We start from the raw sequence: 22,142 nt of genomic DNA on the forward strand, positions 1-22,142 counted from the left end.
TCCTTTGAAAATCAATAATTAAAACAAATAGCACATCCATTCCATTGAATAATGCTCAATCAATACTAATATTATTGAACCAGAGACAGTGGGATAACTCCCCATTAACCTAGCGATTAATAAAGATTTTGTGTATGAGTAAATAGAGAGGTCAATCATGGAAGTTGATTCTGAACTCGCGTTAGACATTCATGTCCTTACCCGCAATAATTCATACTATAGGGTGATAAAAGACCTACTTTCGGTATCTATTCCTAGCGCGCAAATCACTCATTCCCAATGCTTTGTGCAAGTACCGAAACTCGAACCTGAAACGGTTGTTTTATTTGATATTCAAACAATGCCATGCCCCAAAAGATACGGATTTATCCTACATGAACGAAACGAATTTTGGTTAGCAGTCAATGTGAATGACAATACCTCTACAGTATGGCTAGAGAAAGGCTTTTCAGGGCAAGTCGGTCAGCACTTTGAGTTTATATCGAAAGCAATTTTATCTGTTTATCAAGAAGATATATGGTTCCCAAGGTCAGTGTTAAATAAGCTGGTTTCTTCCTATCAAAGCAATGAGCCTAATTATGAATCAGCTTGCGAAAATATAATCAATTACAAAGAGTTAACTAAAAAGGAAAGGGATACCTGCACATTGATGCTAAAGGGGCTTTCAAACTCTCAGATTGCATCTCAGCAGCACGTCAGTATCAATACAGTGAAAACTCACTCATCAAACTTACTTCGTAAATTAAACTTACGATCGAGATATGAACTTCTTGCTCAAGTAAAAAGCGCTAACTAGGTAGCAACAAGGTTAAATCAAAAGAAAAATGAATTATGACAAAACTCATTCTAAACTCACCCTATGCAAACGATATTTTTCACTCCATGTGATGAGGTTTGACTAACCGTTCCCTCGTAGTCTTTAGAGGCGATGCACAGATATGCATCTTAACTAACGAGGGATTGAGTTATGAAAAAGTTACTTCTTGCTACTGCTGTAGCAGCCGCTTCACTTTCTTTTGGCGCTTCTGCGGTTCAATTTAATAATGCTGTGGACTTTACGACACTGAGTAACACGGACCAAAAAACGATTCGAATTGAAGGCCGAGTTCCAAAACGCTGTCTACTGCGAATAGGTAAGAAAGATGTGAAGAATAACGTTCTACGCAAAGCGAACAAAGTGCACGAGGATTCATGGTCCAATGGCTTCAACAATAAGGAAGTTTTGGTAGGTAACTTGCGTGCATGGTGTAACTACGGAACTGATTTGGAGTTTTCAGTAACAGCTTACCAGCTAAACGGCGTAACCAAGCACAATATGAGTGAAAAAATTAACTACGCAGTGAAAATTGGTTCAGATACGGTGGCGAACACCGAAAACGACCATGGCATGGAGGTAACGGCGTCGCCAATTCCATCATTGGGCGAACACTTGGTGAACAAAATCAACAAGCATCCAATTTATGTACAACCTGAAGATTCAGGCTTTGCACGAGCAGGTAAATATAAAGGTAAAATCAAAGTGAGTCTTGCTGCAGCAGGTCCAGCAAGCTAATAACCGAATGACGCTTTATGGATAATGTCTTTTAGGCAAGAAACTTGGCTCGGTTCTCGAGCCAAGTTTATTTTATGGAGAAATATCAATGACTAGGATTATAACTCTTCTATTTTCTTTATTGTTCAGCTCAGCCCTTTTCGCGTACGAAGTCAGCCCAATCTATCTAGAACTTGATGATGTTGGTCGAAATGCACAAGGCTTGTATAAAGTGACTAATGTGGAAGAAGAACCAATCCTCTTAGAAGTAAATGTCTATCAAACTGATTTTTCTACTGGCGAAGAAATTTTAACACCATCGGAAGATGAGTTTCTCGTCCTTCCACCTCAAGCTAAAATTGACGGGCAAAAATCTCAGACTTTCCGCGTACGTTACATGCCAACAGGACCTATAAAACAAACCGTCACCTACCGTATCGTCTTTTCGCAAATTGAACTAGAAAATCAAATTGAGGAAGATGACGACAGTTCTATTTCCATGTTATTAGAGTTTGCGACTTTGGTTTTTGTCTCTCCCACATCCAGTAAATCAATTCCAACTACTACACTCCAAAATCGCCAGGTTGCTATCCGTAACGATGGCAAACGAGTACTGAACATGAATGGTATGGAGTTCAGCTTCTCTGGTGACAAAGCAAACAAAACGGTCGATTGGGAAGTATTAAGTAAAAAGACAAGCGCTTACTTAATGCCAGGAACAACCGTCAAGTACACCTTACCAAGTGAATTAGGGCAGCCAGAGAAAGTTTCTGTTAAAACAATAGACTAGTGAGGTTTTCATGAAAAATCTCATTTTATGTCTCACTCTCATTACTGTTATACAAACCGCGCTCGCGCAAAGTTGGTTGTTCCCATTCCCAGTAACTTGGGGGGAAAACACTATCGGCGAAGTAAATGCGTATTCTGATGGTATGACTGTTGGATCCATTAACGTAGAACAGCTTGTGCAGGCAACTGAAAAGCTGATCAACCCTGAGACATTGGTGGCGCTACGAAATTTCTCCGAAGAGTACATTACGATAGAACAACTGAACCATATGGGTATCAGTGCAACCTTCAATTCCTCCGATCAAAATATTAACCTAGTTATTGATGAAACCGCTGCTGCTGAGTTTTTGCTTTCGTTTGGTAGCAAATATGAACCCGCCCAATACTCAGAAAGCGCTTTTTGGACAATGCAAAATACATTAAATGCCAGTACTGACTACTCCTTGTTTAACGACTCTAATACAGAGGACACCCAAACGTGGCTTGGTGAATGGTTATTAAAAACCAATATTGGCGGCGTTCGAGGCGCTAATATTGACATTTCCGGTTTTGTTACTGGTGGTAACGATATCAACTCTGACGTCTATCGTGGCGAAGCTCGTCTTTTCTTCGATGAACCGACAACCCCTTTTCGACTTACCTTTGGCGATGTAACCCAAGCAAGTGCCGGACACCTTCCTAGTACACCTCTCGGTGGACTTGCTTTTGAACGTTTGTACCAAGACTTACAACCTACCCGGAATATCCAAAATGGCGGAACTCAACCACTGGTACTGAATGAGAGTGCTGATATAGAAGTCTATATTAACGACGTTTTTCTCACTGAAATTCGCTTACCTCCAGGTCGATATACACTAGACGACTTGCCTCTCGTTTCTGGTACCAATGATGTTCGGTTGGATATTAGTTATCAATCAGGTCGAACCGATACCATCGTTTATAGCCAGTTCTTTAACTCGCGTTTGTTACGCGAAGGTATTTCAGATTTTGGATTCTACTCTGGTTTAACGTCGACGATTGAAGATAACAACTTTAAGTATGACGACGAGCAATGGGTAACTTCTGGTTATTATGACTATGGTATTAGCGATACCTTAACAGCCGGTGCAAACGCTTTGTATCACCCTGAAGGACAGCAACTAGGCGTGATTGCAACAATAGGTTCTGATTGGGGGAATTTAGGCGTTAGAGCTTCAGCACAAAACAACAAGCCCAATAACGATACAGGTAGCATCTACAGCTTAGATTATTCCCATCAACTATGGGGAACAGACAGTTATGGCTCCCCAAACTTTCGCCTTGGTAGTGAATACCAGGATAATTATTTTGCACTACCCTGGCAGATTGCAGATGCGAGTACTGGACTTCGTGTCTTTTCAAACTACGTTTTCAGTATTACGGATAACCTTAGTTTAATCCTGAGCGGTGACTATCGTGATTTTGAAGAGGCTGAAGTGCAATGGCAGGCTTCTACTGAAGTTGCTTGGCAATTTTATAATATATCACTCTCTGCTGGTATAGAGAAAGAAGATAACCCAAATGAAAACATTGACGAAACCCGTTTTACTTTTTCAGCAGATTGGGACTGGAACTCTGACAATGGAGAATACAATGCAAATATATCCTACTCCAACGAACCAGATACCTATCGAGCTCAATTTCAACGCCCATCAGAGGACTATACGGGCAGTTATGGCTATGCGATGACTGCTGAAGGCGAGAGCGACTCTCAAACTTACTCTTTCGAGGGTAATTATGTGGCAAACCGTTTTATCACAGATGCTAAGGTTTCTCACCTAGCATTTGATAACTCAGCAAACTACCAAACCGCTTCTTTACGAGCAAGTACAGCGCTTACCCTGGCTGACGGTAACTTAGCTTGGTCACGTCCCATCAATGGTCCAGTGGCAATTATTGCCGTTCATAACTCGTTAGATGCTGATGTAGAAATTAATGCGGTTGCAGATGATCCTGCAGAAGCAATATCTACCTATACTATTAGTAATGCCGTTCAGTTGTCTGGAGGGCACCAATTGTCCAGTATCTACATTGATGTGCCAGACGCACCGATAGGTTATGACTTTGGCGACCACGAGTACAGCATTACGCCAGGATCACAAACAGGCCATCTAATAAAAATCGGATCGGCAGCATCGAAAACCATCATTGGTAAAATTGAGATCGGACAAGAAAAACCATTAAAGCTCTTCCAAGGTCAGTTGGTTGGACAACAGAAAACGTATGAATTTTTCACTAATCGATCAGGCAGGTTCGTTGTGGAAGGCGTTGCACCGGGCAACTACACCATCGTCATAGATGGCTTTAGCCCAACAAAATTGAACGTCCCAGAAATCAATGACAACCTGATTTATCTACCAACTTTACTTATTAAAGAGGGATAAACCATGAAACACTTTCTAAAGATCTCAGTGTTCGGTTTAGCCATGTTATCTCAACCAATTTGGGCCGCCGAATGCAATGGCAAGTGGATGCTAAACATCGACAGAAGCAATGTTGAATTTAAGCGAGATTTAGGCGCTTATATTCCTGTTTATTTAGAGTTGTCACGTGATATTCAGAACTGTCGATTCCCAATGGCCATAGTATCGGTCAACAATAAACAATCTAGCTACTTAAGTTCAATTGGAACGAATTTGCCCCTTACTATTCTGGACAAGAACTTCCGTCAATTGAGTCACTTTCCTAGCAAAGGTTTTCAACTACCTCTGGATAATAGCCAAAGGACGAAGTTTTGGATAAAGGTACCAGAAGCTAAAGTAGCAGCATCTGGTAACTATAACGGACTTCTTGAAGCCTCTATTTCCTTAGATAGAAAGCAAGAGACCAAAAATGCCAAAGTTAAACTCAAAGTCCCAGCGTTTGTAGCTTTCAACTCAGTGCCAAATGCGCCACACGTTCAACGTTCAGGGAGCTCAGGTTATCGCTTCCAACTTGGTGATCTTGAATCTAACCGCACCTACCGTTCTGATTTTGATCTTCTTTCAAACTCGAATGTAAGGTTAGTTGTAAAGCAAAAATATGGAGAGTTAAAGCAGAAGTCGGAACCCAATATCTCGATCCCATATACGTTGCGATTTAATAATGCTTTGGTAAACCGGAAGTCAGTTTATACCTTCTCAAACAATGATGAAACCAAGCGTTGGGGGCTCCCCCTTGAAGTAATGCTAGGTAACATAGACTTTGCGAGAGCTGGTAAATATCAAGATACGATAACGGTTGAAGTTAAAGCTATGCCATAGATACACGTGATGAAGAAACCTACGGTTTAGTCAGTGGACAGCTAAAAATATTAACGAACACCGTATATGGCTCTACCACTATCCTATGAAAAGAAATTAATGCATCACTGTAACTTTAAGTTTTTGGATATAAGCACTTAAGATAAGAGAGCAGAATTAGTTTTGTTGAAAATAAAAAGCCCCGCAAGCTTTCACTTGCGGGGCTTTTTTAGCTAATTGAGAAAAGGGCTAATTACTTACCAGCTTCTTTTTCTGCTTTAACTTTTGCAATCACTTCGTCAGCAACGTTAGTTGGACATGGTGCGTATTGTGCGAATTCCATAGAGAATTGGCCACGACCAGAAGTGATAGTACGTAGGTGACCGATGTAGCCGAACATCTCAGAAAGAGGTACGTCAGCTTTAATACGAACACCAGTAACGCCAGCTTGTTGATCTTTGATCATGCCACGACGACGGTTAAGGTCACCGATAACATCACCAACGTGATCGTCTGGAGTGAACACGTCAACGTTCATGATTGGCTCAAGAAGTTGCGCGCCAGCTTTAGGCATAGATTGACGGAATGCGCCTTTCGCTGCGATTTCAAATGCGATAGCAGATGAATCGACTGCGTGGAAACCACCATCGAAAAGTTCAACTTCAACGTCTAGAGTTGGGAAGCCAGCTAGTACGCCGTTTTCCATCATAGATGCGAAGCCTTTCTCAACTGCAGGCCAGAATTCTTTAGGAACGTTACCGCCCACAACTACAGAGTTGAACTTGAAGCCAGAACCTGCTTCGCCTGGTTTGATACGGTAATCGATCTTACCGAATTGACCAGAACCACCAGATTGCTTCTTGTGCGTGTAGCTATCTTCAATTGCTTGAGTGATAGTTTCACGGTAAGCAACTTGAGGAGCACCTACAGTTAGGTCAACGCCGTATGTACGCTTAAGGATATCTACCTTGATGTCTAGGTGAAGTTCACCCATACCTTTCAGGATAGTTTCGCCAGTCTCTTCGTCAGTCTCAACTTGGAAAGATGGATCTTCTGCAACCATTTTACCGATCGCGATACCCATTTTCTCAGAACCGCCTTTATCTTTTGGAGATACAGCGATTGAGATTACTGGAGTTGGGAATACCATTGGCTCAAGCGTTACTTGGTGCTTAGGATCACATAGAGTGTGACCAGTTTGCACGTTCTTCATACCAACGATCGCAATGATGTCACCAGCTTGTGCGCTAGTTAGTTCGTTACGGTCATCAGCTTGCATCTCAACCATACGGCCAACACGTTCAGTCTTGCCAGTGAATGAGTTAAGAATCGTGTCACCTTTGTTCAGTTTACCAGAGTAAATACGAACGAAAGTTAGAGCACCGAAGCGGTCATCCATGATTTTGAATGCAAGCGCTTTGAAAGTCTCATCTGTAGAAACGATAGCGTGTTCGCCAGTTTCTTCACCGTTCTCATCCATTAGAGGCTGAGGGTCAACTTCAGTTGGTGCTGGTAGGTAATCTACTACAGCATCAAGGATAAGTTGCATACCTTTGTTCTTGAACGCAGAACCACAGAACGTTGGGAAGAATGCGATATCACGAGTACCTTTACGGATACAACGCTTAACGTCTTCAATAGAAGGCTCTTCACCTTCCATGTAAGCTTCCATTAGGTCATCGTCTTGCTCTACAGCAGTTTCGATTAGCTCTTCACGGTATTGCTCAACGTCATCAACCATGTCCGCTGGAACATCTTTGATTTCGTAGTTTTCAGGAAGACCAGTGTCATCCCAAACGTATGCTTTACGGCTTAGTAGGTCTACAACACCAACGAACTCGTCTTCACGGCCGATTGGTAGAACCATTACTAGAGGAGTTGCACCTAGAACGTTTTTAACTTGGTCAACAACGTTGTAGAAGTCTGCACCCATACGGTCTAGTTTGTTAACGAAGATCAGACGAGATACTTCTGATTCGTTAGCGTAGCGCCAGTTAGTTTCTGATTGAGGTTCAACACCACCAGAACCACAGAATACACCGATACCGCCATCAAGAACTTTAAGAGAACGGTATACTTCAACTGTGAAGTCAACGTGTCCAGGAGTATCGATAACGTTTAGACGGTGATCGTTCCAAAAACAGCTTACAGCTGCTGATTGGATAGTAATACCGCGCTCAGCTTCCTGTTCCATGAAGTCAGTCGTTGATTCGCCATCATGTACTTCACCAGTCTTGTGGATTTGACCAGTTAGCTTAAGGATACGCTCAGTGGTAGTTGTTTTACCCGCATCAACGTGCGCGAAAATACCAATGTTTCTGTATTTCGATAAATCTGCCATTGTCTTACTCTGTTAATAGGATATAAAATGCGCGCAGAGTATATCACAATCTGTGAAGACTGATAGCTTTGCATGCATTTGGGACTAAAAAACTTTGCCTTTTTCTAACATATAGAAAAAGGCACTCAGTAGTAACAATCTAAATGATTGTTAATTATAGTGCTAACCTAAAGCCTAATCGGCGTTAAGGTTAGGCTGAATTGCTGCTGTATAGAGTAGCTGAAGTGAGTTCAATTACAACTCATCAAAAGCATTAATTGCTTCCGATAATTTTTTCACACCGTGGATCTGCATTCCTGGAATGCCACCTTTAGGCATGTTAGCCGCCGGTACAATCGCTTTCTTAAAGCCGTGTTTAAATGCTTCATTTAAACGCTCTTGTCCGCTCGGTACAGGTCGAATCTCACCCGCTAGGCCTACTTCTCCAAATACCACCACATCTTTTGGTAATGCGCGGTCTCTGAAACTAGAAAGTAGAGCCATCACCAACGCAAGATCAGCACTGGTTTCGGTTACTTTAACACCACCGACGACATTCACAAACACATCTTGGTCAGCCATTTGTAAGCCGCCGTGTTTATGCAGCACCGCTAATAACAAAGAAAGCCTGTTTTGCTCTAGGCCGACAGCGACGCGACGTGGGTTAGCCAGCTGTGAATAATCCACCAGCGCTTGGATTTCGACAAGAAGTGGACGCGTCCCTTCCCACACCACCATGACAGAACTGCCCGAGGTTTCTTCTTCACCACGAGACAAGAAGATAGCGGATGGGTTGCTGACTTCTTTTAGCCCTTGGCCTGTCATCGCAAACACACCCAGTTCATTCACTGCACCAAAACGGTTTTTGTGGCTGCGTAGCGTTCTAAAACGGCTATCGGTTCCGCCATCTAATAAAACAGAACAGTCAATAATGTGCTCAAGTACTTTTGGCCCTGCTAAGGTGCCGTCTTTAGTTACGTGTCCAACTAAGAACACAGCAACGTTATTCTGTTTTGCGTAGCGCGTTAATGCGGTTGCCGATTCACGAACCTGTGCAACACTGCCCGGAGAAGATTGAACATCCGCAACGTGCATAACTTGGATCGAGTCGATAACCATGATCTTAGGTTGTTCTTTTTCTGCAACCTGACAAATCTTATCCACGTTCGTTTCTGAGAGCATCTTTAGGTACTCTTTTGGCAATCCAAGTCGAGACGCACGCATCGCGACTTGTTGCAGAGATTCTTCCCCGGTTACATAGAGAGTCGGTAATTGAGAAGAAAGCTGACACATGGTTTGTAATAGCAGCGTTGATTTACCGGCACCCGGGTTACCACCAATCAGGATCGCAGCACCCGGTACGACACCACCACCAAGTACGCGGTCTAGCTCTTTAAAGCCACTACTAAAGCGTGGTACTTCTTGTAGATTAATTTCAGATAATGTCTGAACGCTCGATTCTGTTACTGCACCTGCATAACCAGATAATCTTTCATTGCGCGCTACTTGAGGTGAAGCGGCTAACCTAACTTCTGTAATCGTGTTCCAAGCACCACATGCGTTGCACTGCCCCTGCCAACGTGGAAAGTCAGCACCACAGTCATTACACACATAAGCTCGTTTTGCCTTAGCCATAAAACCTCAATAATTTACTCAGTTACACAATGATGTTGTCAATTTGTGACTTATTTGACCGTACGGGTGAAAATAAACGTTGCAGTCATACCACTTATACTTAAAGATCGATTTAAACTAGTCGATAACATAAATGCACCGTCCATTCTAACAAGAAAAGTATGCAGCAATCTGAAATTCTATCTGTAGCAGAACGTCTTATCCCGGCCTACCACGCCGAAGATTTCGAATTCCTTCTTTCTCAAATGACAGAAGGCGAATCTCCGTCTCTAAAACTGTTGGTTAAAATGGAACTGAATCGTATCATGGCTCCGTGTACAAAGAGCATTGATTTACGCGGGCGTATTGATAATGAGTGTCGTCAGTTCACTCTCGATGGCCGTAAGCACTGGCTCGATGATATCGCTTTAAACGCATATCAACGTGGTACGAAAAAGTTTAAAGGTTACACAGAAGGCGCATGGGAGTTAGTAATGACTCCGCGAACTCAGCCTCTGAGCGTTGTTAAAACATCTTCTCAAGGTAACCACGACATTACTAGCGCCAATAGCCCGTACGAAGCGGAAGCTATTAACCTAGGTTACGACTTAAAACGCCAAGAGAACAGACTCAAGATTAGCTCGCAGGTCGAGATCACCACATCGAAAGGGCAAAGCCTACATGGTGTAACGGTTGATATCTCCCCGTCGGGTGCAAAGTTCAAAGTACCGAGCGCCTTTCGATACAACCTCGGCGAGATCATCAGCGTTAAGTTCTCAGAGCTTATCGAAAAGTCCCAAGAAAACGATGTTAACCAAGCGGTTGAATTTCGTGTTTTGGGTATCGACGAATCTTATGAGAACAACGCGGTCAAATTTCTAAGAACCATCAAGGTAAGCGACAACAATATTGTGGCTCGCTTACTCGATGAGTCTTTAAATAGCACCAGTAAGAAAACCAGCCATGAGAATCAAGATAGGATTATTCGAACTCGTACTAGAGGAATCGAACATACCTATCTAAAGCATACTTGTAACCTACCCCTGTTTTTCAGCGGCAGCGAACTAAAGCTTGCCCTACTGACGGATAACAACCATCCATTATGGCAATATTGGCACGACGAACGAAATCAACAAGCGCTGGGTACCCTGTTCAACGAGCAACGTATGAACCTGTTGGCGAAACCAGGAGTGAAGGGAACCAGTAACGTTATCTACTCTTTTACCCATGAACACCAAAACAAGACCTTGTTCTATTCAATGATGCTGCCTGAAGCCTCTCGTGAACAAAGACAGCTGTTCTGGCACATCGGTGGCAAACGTAAAAGTTGGAAGGCGTTCAAGTTCTCGGTTTTCGAACTTTCAGACACTGAGCGACAAGCATTAGCTAAACACTCGGATACGCTGGCTCAAAGCTCAGCTCAACTGACGCATTGCGGAATCTTGCAAGAGATTGGCGATCACGAAAGTGCGGCGGACTATCTTCTGAGTGAAAAGCCACGCATTCCAAGCAGTGAATTGAACCGCTTCCGTCACCCGCGTACTGTCGTCGGCAATATTCAAAGCATCTACTTTGACTCTCAGACTCGTCGTAAAGAGCCTAGATACCAATTTAAGTCACCGTTGCAACTTACATCACAAGATGGCGCAGCGGCGAACGGACACACCTTAGATATTTCGAAGCGTGGACTGAGCATTAGCCTTGAACACCCAATGGTACTCAAGATTAATGATCCGGTATTAGTGAACTTCAATGAACTGCAGCTCTATGACAAGAACCTGCCACTGAGCACAGTGCCTTACCACGTAATTCGAGTGAGTCCGAATGGTCGCAACGTGCAGTTGGTTATTGCCGAGAACGCCAAGACAATGCGTACCATCGCTTTCCTTAATGGGCTTATCGATCAAAACCAAAGTAAGCTGATTAAGAAGCAAGAGATATTGCCAACACATTCGCTACTCGAATCACTGCACAACATTTTGTTGAGCAAGATGGTCAGTAACCCAATATTCATTGATAAGCCAAGTTCAACGCTGCGCTGTAAGATCATTGGTGTGAATTTCCCACTGAATAAGCATCTAACGTTACTTGCTAAACTTGGTCACAACCAAAAGTTCTCACTCGAGCCAATCTTCAAGGGTCACACCAACTCACTGTTGGCTGAGCCACTAAAAAGAATTGAAGGTGCGGAGCCTAAGCATCATGACGTGTACATTGCTGCAGTGAAGTTTGGCGACAAAATCCAGTCGGTACACACCAAGTTGGTCAAAGACTTCGCCTCAGCAAAGGAACGCATCTTATTCATCAAGAAAGCACAGCACTTAGGTGATGTGTATGTATTGCGAGTCACCACGGCACCTATCTTTAATCCGCTAACGAGTTTATTCCAGTCGGATTTAGAAGAGCTTTCACGCATCAGTATGCATCAAGCTAAGAAGCTAGAGAATGAGGTGACGGCGTTTATCGGTTATGGCGAGATAGAGGACATTACCGATGAAGTGCTGATTCGATTGGAGCTAACACGCTAGCCTCGAGTGGCGTATTAACTTAAGCATGAAAATTGAAAAAGCAGGCTGATAGCCTGCTTTTTTTGTGTCTGAGCCACTATTGCTAAATAAGATACATAGCCAATAGCACTTAGGTAGAGCCCCTAAGGTTTCGCTTGCCAGCTGATCTTCTGTTGCTTAGCCAATACACCCGACAAGATACACAGCACACCGCCTAAACCTGCGTAACGAACAGCAGTTTGAGCTTGCTGCTCTACTTTTGGTTTTGCGTGGTAGGCAATGCCTAAACCTGCAGAGCCCATCATCACCAAGTCATTGGCACCATCACCAACGGCAACGGTATTATGTAGTTCCAATTCGTACTCTTCAGCCAACTCTACCAAGATATCCGCTTTGGTCTGCGCCGAAACAACATCGCCTAAGACTTCACCCGTCAACTTACCGTTGACGATCTCAAGCGTGTTTGATTGAGCATGGTCTAGATCAAGGGTATCTTTCAGGTAGTCAGAGAAGTAAGTAAAACCGCCTGATGCAATCGCCGTTTTCCAGCCAAGCTTATTTAGAGTATTCACCAGCCCGACCAAGTCTGGCATGAATGGCAATGACTGACGCACTTGCTCTAATATCGATTCATCCGCACCTTTCAGTGCTCCTACTCGCTGGCGTAGGCTCTGTTCAAAGTCGAGCTCGCCTTGCATTGCTCGTTCTGTGATTTCAGAGACTAACTCTCCCACTCCAGCTAGCTTGGCAATCTCATCGATGCATTCAATTTGAATCGCTGTGGAATCCATATCCATCACGATCAAACCTGGCTTAGATAAGTCTGGGACCTCGCTAAGGCAAGCATAATCAAGCTTTAGCGCTTGGAGGATTTCTTCGTGTGCTGGCGTTAGATTGCCTGACATCAAAGCCACTTCATAATGCCCAACCTTCCACGTATCGAGGATGGTGTTGTAAGTGCCAGTGAAAAAGTCGATGTCATCGAAAGATTGTGGAGATAGGTACTCACCAAACACAATCCAATTGGCCTTGGATTTAGCGAGTTGAGAAGCGAAACGAGTCTCGGGGAGTCGAGTTAATAATGTGGTATGCCTTTTTATCGGCAGATATTTCTGAGCGTCCATGTGTATGATTCCTAATTAACTATGCTAAACGTTAACCTATTGCAATTTGAAAACGCAAGTCTCAATATGTCTTAATCATAACATTTGTTTATTTCAGGCTTCGTGAAACATGAATGAATCATTGTTCTCAATACGTAACGCTTTACGAATGCTAGCCCTCATTTTGTTGGCTACCATGTTCGTTGTAACGATTAAAAATACGGTCGTGATCAGTAAAGGTAACGAGAAGATCCAAGCAAAACAGTTGGAAACTCTTACCAAGCTGCTTATCTCTCAGGCATCACTTTCAGCCAGCAAGATGATCACGCAACAAGACCAAGAGCGATTGCTTGATCTGACTAACCAGCTATCTCAAGACCGACTGGTGTTCGATACCACCATCTATGATGCAGAGGGTATTCGACTGGCTTCGAGCGAAAAAGCCCTCTCGGTACGTGAGGTTCTTGGCTTAGATACACCACTTTCAACAGCAAGTATCGGCAGACAACAGTTAGTTGAACCTATTTATTCTCCAGAGAAAACGATCATCGGCTTTATTCGAGTGACTTTTGAAACCGGTAAGATGACGGCGATTTCTGATCACCACTACCGCAAAAGTGATCGCTACATGATCGGTATGGTGTTGATGGGGTTTGTGAGTGGCGTGTTGTTCATCATGCTGATTCGCAGAAGACCAACTAAGTCTGGTGAGAACTTACTATTGAAAAATGTAAGCTCATAAACACACTAGGCTGACAATAAATACTAGACTCAGAATAAGTACAGCAATCCAATAAAAAGCCCCGACGCTCAGGCAGCAACGGGGCTTTTTGTTATCTGTTCACTTATCAAGCTAAGACAAATCAAGATTATTCTTGGTCACCAAGCAACACTGAGTCTAGTGCGATAACCATCATGTCGTTGAAAGTCGTTTGACGTTCATCTGATGTCGTTTGCTCACCAGTCTTGATATGGTCAGAAACAGTACAGATCGTTAGAGCTTTTGCGCCGTATTCAGCACATACACCATAGATGCCAGCCGCTTCCATCTCTACGCCAACAATGCCGTATTTGTCCATTACTTCGAACATCTCTGGATCTGGCGTGTAGAACAGCTCAGCCGAGAACAGGTTACCGACTTTTACGCCGACACCGAGAGCTTTGGCTGCATCTTCTGCCGCGCGCACCATTTTGTAATCCGCAATCGCCGCAAAGTCATGATCTTTAAAGCGAATACGGTTCACTTTAGAGTCAGTACATGCGCCCATGCCGATCACCACATCACGCACTTTGATATCTTCGCTCACTGCACCACAACTGCCCACACGAATGATCTTCTTCACACCAAAGTCTTTGATAAGCTCAGTCGCGTAAATAGAACAAGATGGAATGCCCATACCGTGTCCCATTACCGAAACCTTACGACCTTTGTAAGTACCGGTGTAACCAAACATGTTGCGAACGTCGCACACTTGAACCACTTCTTCTAAGAAGGTTTCAGCGATGTATTTAGCACGTAGCGGGTCGCCTGGCATTAAAACTACGTCAGCGAAATCACCCATTTCAGCATTAATATGTGGAGTAGCCATTGAAAATATCCTTAATCTCAAAACAAAAAAAGAAGAGAGAGGTTTCCCTCTCTCTTCGTTAACTATTATAGAAAGCTTGTACCGTGTCCCATTGGTGATGTACCAAAGTAAGACGCTAAGCTTTGACCGATATCAGCGAACGTATCGCGACGGCCTAAAGAACCGGCTGGAACCTTCTGACCGTAAACAATCACAGGGATGTGCTCACGAGTATGGTCAGTACCTGGCCATGTCGGATCACAGCCGTGGTCAGCGGTTAGGATAAGCACATCGTCTTCTTTCATCATATCGATGATTTCATTGATGCGACCATCGAAGTACTCAAGTGCAGCTGCGTAACCAGCAACATCACGGCGGTGACCGTAAGCTGAGTCGAAATCAACGAAGTTAGTGAACACGATAGTGTTGTCGCCCGCTTCATTGATCGCTTCTTTGGTTGCTTCAAATAGCGCAGGGATACCTGTTGCTTTGGTTTTCTGCGTGATGCCACAACCCGCATAGATATCAGAGATCTTGCCGATTGAGTGAACGTTACCGCCCTTCTCATCAACCAACTTCTGAAGAATGGTGGCTGCAGGTGGCTCAACAGAAAGGTCACGACGGTTACCAGTACGTTCGAATTGACCTTTACCTGGGCCAATGAACGGACGAGCGATAACACGACCAATGTTGTAGTCTTCTAGCTCTTCACGAGCAATCTGACAAAGGTCTAATAGGTTTTGCAGGCCGAATGTCTCTTCGTGACAAGCGATCTGGAAAACAGAGTCTGCAGAAGTATAGAAGATAGGCAGGCCAGTCTTCATGTGCTCTTCACCTAGGTTATCTAGGATTTCCGTGCCAGATGAGTGGCAGTTACCTAAGAAACCAGACAGGCCTGCACGCTCAAGGATGCGGTCAGTCAGCTCTTTTGGAAAGCTGTTCTCTTTGTCGGTGAAGTAGCCCCAGTCAAACAGTACAGGAACACCCGCGATTTCCCAGTGACCTGATGGAGTGTCTTTACCAGAAGACAGCTCAGCAGCGTGACCGTAAGCGCCAATGATCTCAGCGTCTGCATCCATACCAGGAGCAAAACGACCTGTAGACTCTTTGTGAGCCATCGCTAGACCTAGCTTAGACAGGTTTGGCAGTGTCAGTGAACCTTTACGATCTGCATTGTCTGCAAGACCTTGGTCACAATGATCTGCGATGTGGCCCATAGTGTCAGAACCTACATCACCAAATTTGTCCGCATCCGCTGTTTCACCGATACCGAATGAATCTAAAACTAAAATAAATGCTCTTTTCATTTTCTTCACCAACTTATTGCTCTTTGCACCAGAACTCTGTTTATCGGTATACGCGAGGTATACCGATACCTGTTATTTACACGTCTTCAGAACGAATCTGACGGTAAACGTCTGGCGTTGCTGTATATTCTCCGCCCACAGTGATTGCATTTTGTAATGCTGTTGCAGCTTCTTGCCACTGTTGTTCGTTACGAGCATGAATCATTGCTAATGGCTTATCTTCACTTGCTACTTCACCTAGGCGAATGAAGTGATCAAAACCGACTGCGTAATCAATGCTGTCAGTTGCTACACGACGACCGCCGCCCATACCAACCACAGCCATACCAATTGCACGAGTATCCATTGCTGATACCACACCGCTTTCTAACGCGTACACTGGCTTAATAATGTCTGCTTTTTCTAGGTAGTTATCGTAGTTCATTACGAAATCAACTGGACCACCAAGGCCCGCTACCATTTTACCGAAGCACTCTGCTGCTTTACCGTTATCCAGTACTGCCATCAGTTTTTCGCGCGCTTCGTCTGAATCTTTAGCTAGGTTACCCAGCACCAACATTTCAGCACACGATGCTAGCGTGATCTCTAACAAGCGTGGATTACGGTATTCACCCGTTAGGAACTGAACCGCTTCACGAACTTCTACTGCGTTACCCGCTGAAGAAGCCAGCACTTGGTTCATGTCCGTTAGGATTGCTGTTGTTTTAGTACCCGCACCGTTTGCTACTGCAACGATAGATTTCGCTAGCTCTTCAGATGCTTCGTAAGTCGGCATGAATGCGCCTGAACCTACTTTTACATCCATCACTAGAGAATCAAGGCCCGCAGCCAGTTTCTTAGATAGGATTGAAGCCGTGATCAGCGAGATGTTATCGACTGTTGCTGTGATATCACGAGTTGCGTAAACACGCTTGTCAGCAGGAGCTAGATCGCCTGTTTGACCGATGATAGCCACGCCAGCATCTTTCGTTACTTCACCGAACACATCGTTGGTTGGTGTAATGTTGTAACCCGGAATAGATTCCAGCTTGTCTAGCGTACCGCCAGTGTGGCCTAAACCACGACCAGAGATCATTGGAACGAAACCGCCACATGCTGCCACCATTGGGCCAAGCATCAGAGAAGTAACGTCGCCAACACCACCAGTAGAGTGTTTATCAACGATTGGGCCATCAAAGTTCATGTGGCTCCAGTCAATCACCATGCCTGAATCACGCATTGCACACGTTAGTGCGATACGTTCTGGCATCGTCATTTCATTAAAAAAGATAGCCATTGCGAATGCGGCAATTTGGCCTTCAGAAACCGTGTTCTTAGCCACACCTTGAATGAAGAAGTTAATTTCTTCAGCTGTTAGGACTTCACCGTCACGTTTTCTGCGAATAATTTCTTGAGGTAGATACATTAGTGCCTCCCAAACTCTAGTGAGTATGGTTTGTAGGGAAAAGAGGTAATATGGAGTGGCTTGACGCCACTCCATCAAACAGACTTATTATGTTCAATACTCTAAATATTTGGCGTTGCAGTTAGGCGACCAGTGAGTTCATTCCTATGAGCATAGAGGCTCTATGTGATTAGGAGGAACTTACGCAGTCAACAACGCTGCAGTGTCAAATATGACGAGTAAATTAGTATGCTGCTGGATCAGCAGTCTGGTCTGTCACTTCTAATGTATTAAGAAGGTTAGTTAGTAGGCTTGAAGCACCAAAACGGTAGTGCATGTTGTCTGCCCACTCAGCGCCTAGTAGCTCATCAGCCATTGCTAGGTATAGTGCTGCATCTTCAGCAGTACGTACGCCACCAGCTGGTTTGAAACCAACTGTTTTAGCAACGCCCATGTCACGGATAACTTCAAGCATCATGCGCGCGTACTCTGGAGTCGCGTTTACTGGCACTTTACCTGTTGAAGTTTTGATGAAGTCTGCACCTGCTTCGATACAGATTTGAGAAGCTTTCTTGATTAGTGCTTCTTCTTTCAGTTCACCTGTTTCGATGATCACTTTAAGCGTGATGTCACCACAAGCTGCTTTACACTGTTTAACTAGCTCAAAGCCAACTTCTTCGTTGCCAGCAATAAGAGCACGGTATGGGAATACTACGTCAACTTCGTCTGCGCCGTACGCTACCGCTGCTTTTGTTTCTGCAACAGCAATTTCGATGTCGTCATTACCATGAGGGAAGTTAGTTACAGTCGCAATGCGTACTTCTGGAGTACCTTGTTCACGCAACGCTTTCTTAGCTGCTGGGATAAAGCGAGGGTAAATACAGATTGCAGCGGTGTTGCCTACTGCAGTCTTCGCGTCATGACAAAGCGCCACTACTTTTTCAGTAGTATCGTCGTCATTTAGCGTAGTTAGGTCCATAAGTTTAAGTGCACGTAGAGCTGCTGCTTTTAAATCGCTCATTTCTATCTCCGATCAATATATTCAAATAGTTAACTACTTCGCCCTCCATCCAGTATAGATGGATATTTTAGTAATGCTCAGTAGCCACAAATGAACGGACTTGGTTCCCTGAAGACTTGATAACTTTCGCTACCAATTGCAATCCTTGTCACCGCACAGTACCAGTTTGGTCTATGGCACAACAAATCAGTCATGTTGTGTCTAACATCTATAGCGTATCGCTAATTTTGGCTTAATCCCAGAAGAATAACGTTCGAGTTGATTTCGAGGTTACTTTCTTGCCAACAGAGACATCCTATCCCTTTAGCTTATACATTATAGGTATCCATCAATAAATTGTAGTGCTCCTTAGAACGCAAACGGTTTGTATCTCAAAAAAACATTCTAGACCCTACATCGAATCTAAGCATAAGCGCGTGCATATACTAAAAACGGCAGGCCTAAAAACAAAAAAGCCCCGCAGCAATTTCTTGCTACGGGGCGATATTATTATGGCGTCTATATATCGATTTCTAACTAATTAGAAAGACAGGAAGAAGCCAGCAATTGTTGCTGCCATCAGGTTAGATAGAGTACCAGCAATTACCGCTTTAACACCCATACGTGCGATGTCGTGGCGACGGCTTGGTGCAATACCACCTAGACCACCTAGAAGAATCGCAATTGAAGAAAGGTTTGCGAAACCACATAGTGCGAATGCGATGATAGCTTGAGTCTTCTCAGACATCACTTGACCAGTTGCTGCAACAACTTGAGCGTTTTCACCAACGTATGGTACGAAGTTTAGGTATGCAACGAATTCGTTAACAACTGTCTTCTGACCAATGAAAGAACCAGCGATAGTTGCTTCTTCCCATGGAACACCAATGATGAATGCTAGCGGTGCGAAGATCCAACCTAGAAGAAGTTCTAGAGTTAGGTTTTCCATACCGAACCAACCACCGATGCCACCTAGGATACCGTTGATTAGAGCAATTAGACCGATGAATGCTAGTAGCATTGCACCAACGTTAAGTGCTAGTTGTAGACCAACTGATGCGCCACCTGCTGCTGCGTCGATAACGTTAGCTGGTTTGTCATCGCCACCGTCCATTTCGTCAGCGATGTTGTCGTCTGGCGTATCTGTTTCAGGCTTGATGATTTTAGCGAATAGTAGACCACCAGGTGCTGCCATGAATGACGCTGCAACTAGGTACTCTAGAGGTACACCCATAGATGCGTAACCTGCTAGTACACCACCAGCTACAGAAGCCAAACCACCACACATTACTGCGAATAGTTCAGAGTTAGTCATTTTAGGAACAAATGGACGAACAACTAGAGGTGCTTCAGTTTGACCAACGAAGATGTTTGCTGCTGCAGACATAGACTCGGCGCGAGAAGTACCTAGAGCTTTCTGAAGACCACCACCAAGAACTTTGATTACAATTTGCATAACACCAATGTAGTAAAGTACAGAGATAAGTGCAGAGAAGAAAATCAGAGTTGGTAGTACTTGGAAAGCAAAGATGAAACCGATACCGTCAACTGAAAAGTTAACTAGGCTGCCGAATAGGAAACCAGTACCGTCTTTACCGTAGTCGATCACGTTTGCTACACCAGCAGAGAAACCTGCAAGTAGATCACGACCCCAAGGGATGTAAAGTACGAATGCACCAAGTGCGAATTGGATAGCGAAAGCGCCACCCACTGTTCTTAGATTAATAGCTTTGCGGTTGTCAGATAGTAGTACTGCGATTGCGATCAGTGCAACCATTCCGACTAGGCTCATAAACAGGCTCATAGTTTATGACTTCCTTATTAGTTATTTATTGGCGTGTTACAAAATGGGGCTATAAAGCGGAGGCAATTATACTCATGCGACCACTAATAAAGTAATGCCGTCCTCACACTTTCGTAGAAGATTCATGTACCATTCACACGCAAATGTGACCCAAATCACAAGCTCAGTGCAATTTACGCAAACGATAAACAAAAACCTTCGATTTTATTCACATATACCGAATGCGCGATGGCTATTTTGCCAAATTTGCGCTGCAATCGATTGCTTTGGCTCTTTTCTAAGCAAAAAAAGTTCATTTAAGATCGTAACTAAATATTTGGAATGATTAACATTTCCTTGGTTTCCATACATGGGCATGTCCGGAGCATCCGTTTCCAATACCAGACATTCAAGGGGCAATTTTGCGATGGTTGTGCGTGTTTTTTGCGCTCTTGGGTAAGTTATCGTTCCACCGACGCCAATATAGAAACCGAGCTTGAACCACGCCAAAGCTTGCTGTTCACTCCCAGAAAAACCGTGAATCACACCACCTAAGGTGAACTTATGCTGCTTTATTAGCTCGATAAGTCGGTTGTAAGACTTCCTCTCATGGATGATTAAAGGCAGGTCAAACTCCTTCGCAAGCTCCATTTGTTGGATGAAAAAGCGCTCTTGTTTCTCTCGTTCAACGTCCACAAAAAAGTCGAGCCCGCACTCACCTATCGCGACACATTGGCTGTTTTTTGAAGCGAGTAATTGGCGAAGTTCCGAAAATTGTTCGTCATTGGCCGGTTCTAAAAAGTAAGGATGGAAGCCTAATGCATAGTAAATATTGGGGTGAGATTGAGCGATTTCATCGAGCTTCCTCCAGTTACGTTGGCCGATAGAAGGGATGATTAACTTCTCGACTTGCGCTTGTTTCGCTTCTTTAAGATAGCCATCAATAGTTTGATCAGGTGTAAAACCTTGCTCAAACGCCTCAAAATCCGCGTGGCAATGAGTATCAAACAGCGGAAAGTCACTTATTTGCTGTGTCATTTTCCCTACTCTCCATTTGTTTCCCTTGAGGATCACGACGATAAGCAACACAACTGCGCTTGTTCTCAGGCGTTAAGCCAAGCTCTTCATACCACTTATCATATCTTTTAACCCAAGTTTTTATCCAACCCAACATACTTACCTCAAGTCTCAACCTAAAAAGCGCAAATGCATAAATTAGATTTATACATCAACACTAGCTGGCTATATTGTTGAAAATCTCACCACAGCGAATAATAAACGCACTTGCCAAGGAGGCATTGATAGCAAGACGCTCCATTCAATAACGAGATCCTACTTTATGAAAGCATCACTCTTAGCCATATCAATTTCTAGCGTATTAGCAGCACCTGCTTTTGCTTCTGCACCTCAAGTTGACGTAGAACTAGCAAACCAACAAACACTTCAACTTATTGACGGGCAGATGAACGCTATCGATGCTTCTGTTCAGTATAAGTTAAACGAACAATACGCGAATGCAACTCCGGGCACGACAGCCACAATCGATGACGTCACTTACGAAAAACAATCTAACGGTACTTGGGCTGCAGTTGGTGCCGCTTCTGCTGCATTGGTTGCAGGGCTTTTGAGCACGTCGTCTAGTTCCAATAGCGACAATGATGTGGATTATCTCCCACAACACCCAGACGTTGATGTTGACGCTACACCACGTTGGTCTCCTGAATTCGGTGAAGACCGTCCCGAGATGGAAGAGCGTGACCTTACAATTAAGATCATTAACGGCGAAATCCACGTTATCGACGAAAACACCAGTGAGTGGGTAGGTACTGTACAACGCAAGGGTGGTGAGATCATTTTCCGTGGCAACGGCGACTTTGAAAAAACTCTAGTAAAAGTTGAAGGTGACCTAGAAGCTAACGGCAGTGCAGCCATCGTTAAAGGTAATGGCGAATGGTTAGCAACTGTTGAGCGTGTGGATAGTGGTTTTGAGATAACTA

At 43.9% G+C, this 22,142-nt stretch carries 16 protein-coding genes and 1 pseudogene; 8 read left to right on the top strand and 9 right to left on the bottom strand.

The window, feature by feature from the left end; genetic code table 11:
* Positions 1-157 precede the first annotated feature (157 nt).
* The 5 genes from AB4507_RS07480 to AB4507_RS07500 all read left to right on the top strand — a co-directional run bounded on the left by AB4507_RS07480 (position 158) and on the right by AB4507_RS07500 (position 5,580).
* A complete protein-coding gene (locus AB4507_RS07480) occupies positions 158-796 on the top strand; it encodes a response regulator transcription factor (protein WP_102319915.1) in 639 nt (212 codons plus the stop codon).
* 171 nt (positions 797-967) lie between these two features.
* Positions 968-1,552 (top strand): hypothetical protein, encoded by a 585-nt coding sequence (locus AB4507_RS07485; protein ID WP_372054894.1) that lies wholly within the window; start codon positions 968-970, stop codon positions 1,550-1,552.
* A gap of 88 nt (positions 1,553-1,640) precedes the next feature.
* Positions 1,641-2,321, top strand: coding sequence for a molecular chaperone (locus AB4507_RS07490; protein WP_102319913.1), 681 nt, complete (start codon positions 1,641-1,643; stop codon positions 2,319-2,321).
* 10 nt (positions 2,322-2,331) lie between these two features.
* Complete coding sequence (locus tag AB4507_RS07495; protein ID WP_372054892.1) at positions 2,332-4,722, top strand: fimbria/pilus outer membrane usher protein; 2,391 nt, start codon at positions 2,332-2,334, stop codon at positions 4,720-4,722.
* 3 nt (positions 4,723-4,725) lie between these two features.
* Positions 4,726-5,580 carry a hypothetical protein gene (locus tag AB4507_RS07500; RefSeq protein WP_102319911.1) on the top strand — a complete coding sequence of 285 codons (855 nt, stop codon included), beginning with the start codon at positions 4,726-4,728 and terminating at the stop codon, positions 5,578-5,580.
* A 232-nt stretch (positions 5,581-5,812) separates the two neighbouring features.
* On the opposite strand, the gene fusA is transcribed toward AB4507_RS07500, so the two are convergent.
* Positions 5,813-7,900 carry an elongation factor G gene (gene fusA, locus AB4507_RS07505; RefSeq protein ID WP_017058825.1) on the bottom strand — a complete coding sequence of 696 codons (2,088 nt, stop codon included), beginning with the start codon at positions 7,898-7,900 and terminating at the stop codon, positions 5,813-5,815.
* 234 nt (positions 7,901-8,134) lie between these two features.
* Positions 8,135-9,514 (bottom strand): DNA repair protein RadA, encoded by a 1,380-nt coding sequence (radA, locus tag AB4507_RS07510; protein WP_372182475.1) that lies wholly within the window; start codon positions 9,512-9,514, stop codon positions 8,135-8,137.
* Between the two features lie 161 nt (positions 9,515-9,675).
* Between radA and AB4507_RS07515 the strand changes: the two genes are divergently transcribed.
* Positions 9,676-12,021 carry a PilZ domain-containing protein gene (locus tag AB4507_RS07515; protein ID WP_017066978.1) on the top strand — a complete coding sequence of 782 codons (2,346 nt, stop codon included), beginning with the start codon at positions 9,676-9,678 and terminating at the stop codon, positions 12,019-12,021.
* A gap of 122 nt (positions 12,022-12,143) precedes the next feature.
* Here AB4507_RS07515 and serB read toward each other — a convergent pair whose 3' ends face one another.
* The gene (serB, locus tag AB4507_RS07520; RefSeq protein WP_017058828.1) at positions 12,144-13,124 is read right to left on the bottom strand and encodes a phosphoserine phosphatase; all 981 of its coding nucleotides are present in this window, start codon (positions 13,122-13,124) and stop codon (positions 12,144-12,146) included.
* 109 nt (positions 13,125-13,233) lie between these two features.
* Here serB and AB4507_RS07525 point away from each other — a divergent pair, with 109 nt between their 5' ends.
* Positions 13,234-13,845, top strand: a complete 612-nt coding sequence (locus tag AB4507_RS07525; RefSeq protein ID WP_076655999.1) for a YtjB family periplasmic protein — start codon at positions 13,234-13,236, stop codon at positions 13,843-13,845.
* Between the two features lie 127 nt (positions 13,846-13,972).
* Here the strand turns inward: AB4507_RS07525 and deoD are convergent, their stop codons facing one another.
* From deoD to AB4507_RS07555, 6 genes are all read right to left on the bottom strand, one after another.
* A complete protein-coding gene (gene deoD / locus AB4507_RS07530) occupies positions 13,973-14,692 on the bottom strand; it encodes a purine-nucleoside phosphorylase (protein WP_017063285.1) in 720 nt (239 codons plus the stop codon).
* A gap of 65 nt (positions 14,693-14,757) precedes the next feature.
* Positions 14,758-15,978: a phosphopentomutase gene (locus tag AB4507_RS07535; protein WP_017068223.1), complete on the bottom strand. Its 1,221-nt coding sequence runs from the start codon at positions 15,976-15,978 to the stop codon at positions 14,758-14,760.
* A gap of 76 nt (positions 15,979-16,054) precedes the next feature.
* Positions 16,055-17,383 (bottom strand): thymidine phosphorylase, encoded by a 1,329-nt coding sequence (deoA, locus tag AB4507_RS07540; protein WP_017063283.1) that lies wholly within the window; start codon positions 17,381-17,383, stop codon positions 16,055-16,057.
* Positions 17,384-17,606: 223 nt separating this feature from the next.
* On the bottom strand, positions 17,607-18,383 hold the full coding sequence (gene deoC, locus AB4507_RS07545) for a deoxyribose-phosphate aldolase (RefSeq protein ID WP_010436196.1): 777 nt from the start codon (positions 18,381-18,383) through the stop codon (positions 17,607-17,609).
* A gap of 520 nt (positions 18,384-18,903) precedes the next feature.
* Positions 18,904-20,166: a NupC/NupG family nucleoside CNT transporter gene (locus AB4507_RS07550; protein ID WP_017058833.1), complete on the bottom strand. Its 1,263-nt coding sequence runs from the start codon at positions 20,164-20,166 to the stop codon at positions 18,904-18,906.
* Between the two features lie 204 nt (positions 20,167-20,370).
* Positions 20,371-21,183, bottom strand: coding sequence for a TatD family hydrolase (locus AB4507_RS07555; protein ID WP_372182476.1), 813 nt, complete (start codon positions 21,181-21,183; stop codon positions 20,371-20,373).
* A 301-nt stretch (positions 21,184-21,484) separates the two neighbouring features.
* Here AB4507_RS07555 and AB4507_RS07560 point away from each other — a divergent pair.
* A pseudogene (locus AB4507_RS07560) lies at positions 21,485-22,142 on the top strand (hypothetical protein); the annotation flags it as partial.

Source organism: Vibrio sp. 10N.222.54.A3 (assembly GCF_041474095.1).
GTDB lineage: Bacteria > Pseudomonadota > Gammaproteobacteria > Enterobacterales > Vibrionaceae > Vibrio > Vibrio crassostreae_C.

Excerpts from the sequence above, each read along its gene's own strand:
- AB4507_RS07495 (WP_372054892.1), top strand. The coding sequence starts at position 2,332 with ATGAAAAATCTCATTTTATGTCTCACTCTCATTACTGTTATACAAACC.
- deoC (WP_010436196.1), bottom strand. The coding sequence starts at position 18,383 with ATGAGCGATTTAAAAGCAGCAGCTCTACGTGCACTTAAACTTATGGAC.
- deoD (WP_017063285.1), bottom strand. The coding sequence starts at position 14,692 with ATGGCTACTCCACATATTAATGCTGAAATGGGTGATTTCGCTGACGTA.
- AB4507_RS07500 (WP_102319911.1), top strand. The coding sequence starts at position 4,726 with ATGAAACACTTTCTAAAGATCTCAGTGTTCGGTTTAGCCATGTTATCT.
- AB4507_RS07525 (WP_076655999.1), top strand. The coding sequence starts at position 13,234 with ATGAATGAATCATTGTTCTCAATACGTAACGCTTTACGAATGCTAGCC.
- AB4507_RS07485 (WP_372054894.1), top strand. The coding sequence starts at position 968 with ATGAAAAAGTTACTTCTTGCTACTGCTGTAGCAGCCGCTTCACTTTCT.
- AB4507_RS07535 (WP_017068223.1), bottom strand. The coding sequence starts at position 15,978 with ATGAAAAGAGCATTTATTTTAGTTTTAGATTCATTCGGTATCGGTGAA.
- deoA (WP_017063283.1), bottom strand. The coding sequence starts at position 17,383 with ATGTATCTACCTCAAGAAATTATTCGCAGAAAACGTGACGGTGAAGTC.
- radA (WP_372182475.1), bottom strand. The coding sequence starts at position 9,514 with ATGGCTAAGGCAAAACGAGCTTATGTGTGTAATGACTGTGGTGCTGAC.
- serB (WP_017058828.1), bottom strand. The coding sequence starts at position 13,124 with ATGGACGCTCAGAAATATCTGCCGATAAAAAGGCATACCACATTATTA.
- AB4507_RS07480 (WP_102319915.1), top strand. The coding sequence starts at position 158 with ATGGAAGTTGATTCTGAACTCGCGTTAGACATTCATGTCCTTACCCGC.
- AB4507_RS07550 (WP_017058833.1), bottom strand. The coding sequence starts at position 20,166 with ATGAGCCTGTTTATGAGCCTAGTCGGAATGGTTGCACTGATCGCAATC.
- fusA (WP_017058825.1), bottom strand. The coding sequence starts at position 7,900 with ATGGCAGATTTATCGAAATACAGAAACATTGGTATTTTCGCGCACGTT.
- AB4507_RS07555 (WP_372182476.1), bottom strand. The coding sequence starts at position 21,183 with ATGACACAGCAAATAAGTGACTTTCCGCTGTTTGATACTCATTGCCAC.
- AB4507_RS07515 (WP_017066978.1), top strand. The coding sequence starts at position 9,676 with ATGCAGCAATCTGAAATTCTATCTGTAGCAGAACGTCTTATCCCGGCC.
- AB4507_RS07490 (WP_102319913.1), top strand. The coding sequence starts at position 1,641 with ATGACTAGGATTATAACTCTTCTATTTTCTTTATTGTTCAGCTCAGCC.